This is a genomic window from Kitasatospora sp. NPDC057542 (assembly GCF_042801945.1).
In the GTDB taxonomy this organism is placed as follows: Bacteria; Actinomycetota; Actinomycetes; order Streptomycetales; family Streptomycetaceae; genus Kitasatospora.
Map to the genome: position 1 here is coordinate 1 of NZ_JBHVFE010000545.1, position 5,468 is coordinate 5,468.

Annotated in this window: 3 protein-coding genes; 2 read left to right on the plus strand and 1 reads right to left on the minus strand. The window is 73.0% G+C overall.

What is annotated here, in order from left to right; all coding sequences use genetic code 11:
- Nucleotides 1-49: 49 nt before the first annotated feature.
- Complete coding sequence (locus ACFU7Y_RS39075) at nucleotides 50-1,477, minus strand: family 2B encapsulin nanocompartment shell protein (RefSeq protein WP_224276831.1); 1,428 nt, start codon at nucleotides 1,475-1,477, stop codon at nucleotides 50-52.
- Nucleotides 1,478-1,711: 234 nt separating this feature from the next.
- Here ACFU7Y_RS39075 and ACFU7Y_RS39080 point away from each other — a divergent pair, with 234 nt between their 5' ends.
- Both ACFU7Y_RS39080 and ACFU7Y_RS39085 read left to right on the plus strand, forming a co-directional pair.
- Nucleotides 1,712-3,553: an ABC transporter ATP-binding protein gene (locus ACFU7Y_RS39080; RefSeq protein WP_380771206.1), complete on the plus strand. Its 1,842-nt coding sequence runs from the start codon at nucleotides 1,712-1,714 to the stop codon at nucleotides 3,551-3,553.
- Nucleotides 3,550-5,421 carry an ABC transporter ATP-binding protein gene (locus ACFU7Y_RS39085; RefSeq protein ID WP_224276833.1) on the plus strand — a complete coding sequence of 624 codons (1,872 nt, stop codon included), beginning with the start codon at nucleotides 3,550-3,552 and terminating at the stop codon, nucleotides 5,419-5,421. The genes ACFU7Y_RS39080 and ACFU7Y_RS39085 overlap by 4 nt, the downstream gene beginning before the upstream one ends.
- Nucleotides 5,422-5,468: the final 47 nt, after the last annotated feature.

The following is a 5,468-nucleotide window of genomic DNA, read 5'->3' on the forward strand; positions in this document are numbered from 1 at the left end:
CTGCAGCTGCTGCGCGCGCCCGCCCGCTCCGCCTAGACACGCCCCCGGATCAGCTCTGGGCGCGCCCGAGCTCGACGTTCTCCAGCACGCCGATCGCGTCCGGCACCAGCACCGCCGCCGAGTAGTAGGTGCTGACCAGGTACGAGGCGACCGCCTTCTCGTCGATGCCCATGAACCGAGCGTTCAGGCCCGGCTCCACCTCGTCCGGGATGTTGATCTGGGTGAGGCCGACCACGCCCTGGTTGTCCTCACCGACACGCATCGCGATGAACGCGCTGGTCTGCTGGTCGGACACCGGGATCTTGTTGCACGGGAAGATCGGCACCCCGCGCCAGGTCGGCCGCTGCTTGCCGAGCACGTCGACGGTGGCCGGGTAGACGCCGGCCCGGTTGCACTCCCGCTCGAAGGCCGCGATCGCGCGCGGGTGGGCGAACAGGTAGTCGGTGTCGCGGCGCATGCTCAGCAGCTCGTCCAGGTCGTCCGGGGTGGGCGCCCCGGTGCGGCTCTGGATCCGCTGGTCGAAGTCGGCGTTGCCGAGCAGGCCGAACTCCGGGTTGTTGACGAGCTCGTGCTCCTGCCGCTCCCGCAGGGCCTCGATGGTCAGCCGCAGCTGCTCCTCGGTCTGGTTCATCGGCTTGTTGTAGAGGTCCGCGACCCGGGTGTGCACCTTGAGGACGGTCTGCGCGACGCTCAGCTCGTACTCGCGCGGCCTCAACTCGTAGTCCACGAAGGCGCCGGGCAGCTCGTACTCGCCCCGGTGGCCGGCCGAGAGGTCGATCTCCGCCTCCCCGTGGCCGTTCTGCGCCTGGGCGGCGTCGGCGGCGAAGCCGAGCAGCTGCTCGCGCAGCGACTCGGAGCGGCCGATCAGTTCCTGGAGCACCGGCCAGGACAGCACCATCGCGACCCCGGCAGTGCTCGCCTTCACGGTGTACGGCCAGCTGCCGCCGCCCTCGGTGATCGCCGCGTCGCCGATGGGGTCGCCGTCCGCGAGCGAGCCGAGCACGGCCTGCTCGCCGTACTTGCCGGTGCCGATCCGGTCCACCTTGCCGTGCGCGATCAGGAGCACCTCCTCGACCGGCGCCCCCTCCTGCACCAGCACGTCGCCCTGCGCGAAGTCCCGCTGCACGAACCGGCGGGCCAGCTCGGTCAGCACCTCCTCGTCCTCGTATCCGCGCAGCACCGGCACCTCGGCCAGCGAGGGGGCGATCACGGTCACCGCCGAGCCGGTCTTCGCGAAGCTCACCCGGCCGCGCCCGGGGGCGTAGCTCAGCCGCCGGTTGACCCGGTAGGTACCCGCGCTGACCTGCACCCACGGCAGCATCTTCAGCAGCCAGCGGGAGGTGATCTCCTGCATCTGCGGCTTCGACTTGGTCGTCGTCGCCAGGTTCCGCGCCGCGGTCGTGCTGAGGCTGAGCCGGGCCCGCACGTGCACGGTTGCGGTGCCGGGTCCGGGGGTGGGTTCGGCTTCGACCGTCATCTGCGCACTCCTGTCACTCGCATGTCACTGAGCATCCGTCAGGAGATGTCATCGGCCGATCGGCGGGCGCCCGCAAGAGGCGCACGGCGCACTCCTCCCCGCACGAACGGCCGCGCGCGCCCCGCGCATCACGCCCGGCCCCGCCCGTTCGGGTGGCCGGTTCTCGCCGGACGCCGCCGTCAGGGGTGAAAAACCGGATGAGAAGTGACGGGATCTCTGCCTACTCTCACCGCGATGGCCGAGAACAGACAAGACCCCGAGAGCCCGACCCCGGAAAGCCCCCGAACCGACGGCGCCGGGCCGGCCGGGCCCGGACCGCGGCACTCCGCGGTCCGATCCCTGCTGCGCCTGTGGCCGTACGCCCGCGCCGTCCGCGGCCGGCTGGCCGTCTCGGTGACGGCCGCCACGCTCGGCATGCTGAGCACCCTCGCCGTCCCGGTGGTCCTCGGCCTGATCGTGGACGGCCCGCTCGCCGAGCACGACCTGGCCGGCCTCTGGCCGCTGGTCGGCCTGCTGCTGGTCCTCGGCCTGGTCGAGTCCGCACTGTTCTACACCCGCCGGGTGGTGCTGGCCCGCCCGCTGGCAGGGCTGGAGACGGCAATGCGCGGGGACCTCTTCGCCAAGCTCCAGCGGCTGCCGGTCTCCTTCCACGACCGCTGGGGCTCCGGCCAGCTGCTCTCCCGGGCCACCGCCGACATGTACACCATGCGGCTGTTCCTGGCCTTCCCGCTGGTCTTCCTGATCGTCAACTCGGTGATGTTCCTGGTCGGCACCGTGGTGATGTTCACCCAGGACTGGCGGCTCGCGCTGATCGCCCTGGCACCGGTCATCCCGCTGTTCGTGCTCACCCGGCGCTTCGAGTCCGGCTACTCCGGCGCCGCCCGGCTCGCCCAGGACCAGAACGGGGACATCGCCACCGTGGTCGAGGAGTCCGTCCTCGGCATCCGCATCCTCAAGGCCTTCGGCCGCCACCGCTCGATGGCCGAGCGCTTCCGCGCCCAGTCCCAGGAGCTGCGCCGCACCGAGCTGCGCAAGGCGCACCTGCTCGCCAACCTCTGGGCGGTCATCGTCGGCCTGCCGGAGATCGCGCTCGCCTGCGCCCTCGCCGTCGGCGCCTACCTGGTGGCCCACGACGAGCTGAGCGCCGGCGCCCTGGTCGCCTTCCTCTCCACGGCGCTCGCGCTGCGCTGGCCGGTCGAGTCGCTCGGCTGGCTGCTCGCCTACGCCAACGAGGCGGCCACCGCCACCGACCGCTTCTTCGAGGTGCTGGACGAGCCGGACACCCCCGACCCGGGCACCGCCGCCGAGCTCGCCGCCCCGGACGGCATCCGCCTCACCGGCGTCCGCTTCCGCTACCCCGACGCCCCCGAGGACAGCCCCGACCTGCTGGCCGGCATCGACCTGCACATCCGCAGCGGCGAGACGATGGCCCTGGTCGGCGCCACCGGCAGTGGCAAGACCACGCTCACCGCACTGCTCCCCCGGCTGTACGAGGCCACCGCCGGCACCATCACGCTGGACGGGCGGGACATCCGCGAACTGCCCCGGCAGCGGCTGCGCGAACTCGTCGCGGTCGCCTTCGAGGAGCCCACCCTGTTCTCCGCCACCGTCCGGGAGAACGTCCTGATGGGCGCCCCGGGCGCCGGCGAGGAGCAGCTGCGCACCGCCCTCGCCACCGCCCAGGCCGGCTTCGTCGAGAAGCTCCCGCAGGGCCCGGACACCGAGGTCGGCGAACAGGGCCTGAGCCTGTCCGGCGGCCAGCGCCAGCGCCTCGCGCTGGCCCGCGCCGTGGTCGGCGACCCGGCCTTCCTGGTGCTGGACGACCCGCTCTCCGCCCTGGACGTGCACACCGAGGCCCTGGTCGAGCGGGCGCTGCGCGAGGTCCTCGGCACCACCACCGCCCTGGTGGTCGCCCACCGCCCCAGCACCGTGCTGCTCGCCGACCGGGTCGCGGTGCTGGCGGACGGCCGGATCGAGGCCGTCGGCACCCACCAGGAGCTGCTGCGCGACTGCGCGCACTACCGAGAACTCATGTCGGGCGAGGCCGTCCTGGTGCCCGAGGGGAGCAGCGCATGACCACCACCGCCGAACCCACGAAGGCCGAGCCCGCCGCGGCGGCCGAGGAGGAGCTGCCCGCGCCGCCCGCCGACGAGGAGGACATCCCCGTCCCGCCGGGCGCGCCCCGGGCGCTGCTGCGCTCGCTGCTCGGCCCGCACCGGGCCCGGATCACCATCGCGATGGTGGTGATCCTGGTCCAGCAGGCCGCGCTCCAGTCCGGGCCGCTGCTGGTCGCGGTGGCGATGGACCGCGGCATCCCGGCGCTGCGCGAGCACGACTCCGGCCCGCTGATCGCGGTCGTCGCGGCCTACCTGTTCTGCGCGCTGCTCAGCCCGGTGTTGCAGTGGGTGTTCATCAAGATCAGCGCCCGGATCAACCAGGACATCGTGCTGGAGCTGCGCGGCCGGATCTTCCGGCACGCCCAGCGGCTCAGCCTGGACTTCCACGAGCGCTACACCTCGGGCCGGATCATCTCCCGCGCCACCAGCGACATCGACGCGCTGCGCGAGCTGCTCTCCGAGGGCCTGCAGGAGCTGCTGACGGTCTTCCTGTCGGTCTGCTACATCGCGGTGCTGCTGCTGGCGCTGGACTGGCAGCTCGGCCTGGTCTCGCTGGCGGCCTTCGTGCCGCTGGCCCTGATCGTCCGCTCCTTCCGCCACCGCTCCCGCCGGGTCTACCGGCGCTCGCGCACGTCGGCAGCCTCGCTGATCGTCCGCTTCACCGAGACCATGAACGGCATCCGCCCGGTGCAGGCCTTCCGCCGGGAGAAGGCCAACGACGCCGCCTTCGCCGTGGTCAACGGGCAGTCCGCCACCGCGACCGCGGACGGCCTGCTGGAGATCGCCCGCTACGTCGGCCTCTCCCGCGCCACCGCCAACGTGTGGACCACCGGCGTGGTGCTGCTCGGCGCCTACCTGGTCGTGGACGACGCGCTGGAGCTGGGCGTGCTCACCGCCTTCGCGCTCTACCTGCGCCGGCTCTTCGACCCGATCGACCAGCTGGCGATGTTCCTGAACAGCTACCAGTCGGCCGCCGCCGCCCTGGAGAAGATCGCCGGCCTGCTCGCCCACGAGCCGACCGTCGCCGAGCCGGCCGAGCCCGTCGAGCTGCCGGAGGCCGGGCCGGCGGAGGCCGGCGGAGAGGCCCGCAAGGGCCGTGAGGTCTCCTTCGAGGCGACCCGCTTCGCCTACCGGACCGGCAAGGAGGTGCTGCCGCCCTTCGACCTGCTGATCCCGGCCGGTCAGACGGTCGCGGTGGTCGGCGCGACCGGCGCGGGCAAGTCGACGGTCGCCAAGCTGCTGGCCCGCTTCTACGACCCGACCGACGGCCGCATCCGGCTGGACGGCGTGGACCTGCGCGACCTGGCCACCCCCGAGCTGCGGCGCGGGGTGGTGATGGTGACCCAGGAGTCCTTCCTGTTCTCCGGCACCGTCGCCGAGAACATCGCGATCGGCCGCCCCGGCGCCACCCGCGAGGAGGTCGAGCAGGCCGCCCGCGACATCGGCGCGTACGAGTTCGTCGCCGCCCTGCCGGACGGCTTCGACACCGACGTGCGCAAGCGCGGCGGCCGGATCTCGGCCGGCCAGCGCCAGCTGGTGGCCTTCGCCCGCGCCCTGCTGGCCGACCCGGCGGTGCTGATCCTGGACGAGGCGACCAGCTCACTGGACGTCCCCGGGGAGCAGGCCGTGCAGCGGGCGATGCGCACCGTGCTGGCCGGCCGGACGGCCGTGATCATCGCCCACCGGCTGTCCACCGTGGAGATCGCCGACCGTGTCCTGGTGATGGATCAGGGCCGGATCGTGGAGGACGGCTCCCCGCAGGAGCTGATCGACGGCTCCGGCCGTTTCGCCGCCCTCCACCGGGCCTGGCGGGACAGCCTGGTCTGACGCCCCGTGCATGCGCCCGTCCGGGTGCGCCGTCACGCACCCGGACC

Bases quoted from the DNA above. Each gene is read 5' to 3' on its own strand.
- ACFU7Y_RS39075 (WP_224276831.1), bottom strand. From the start codon at position 1,477: ATGACGGTCGAAGCCGAACCCACCCCCGGACCCGGCACCGCAACCGTG.
- ACFU7Y_RS39085 (WP_224276833.1), top strand. From the start codon at position 3,550: ATGACCACCACCGCCGAACCCACGAAGGCCGAGCCCGCCGCGGCGGCC.
- ACFU7Y_RS39080 (WP_380771206.1), top strand. From the start codon at position 1,712: ATGGCCGAGAACAGACAAGACCCCGAGAGCCCGACCCCGGAAAGCCCC.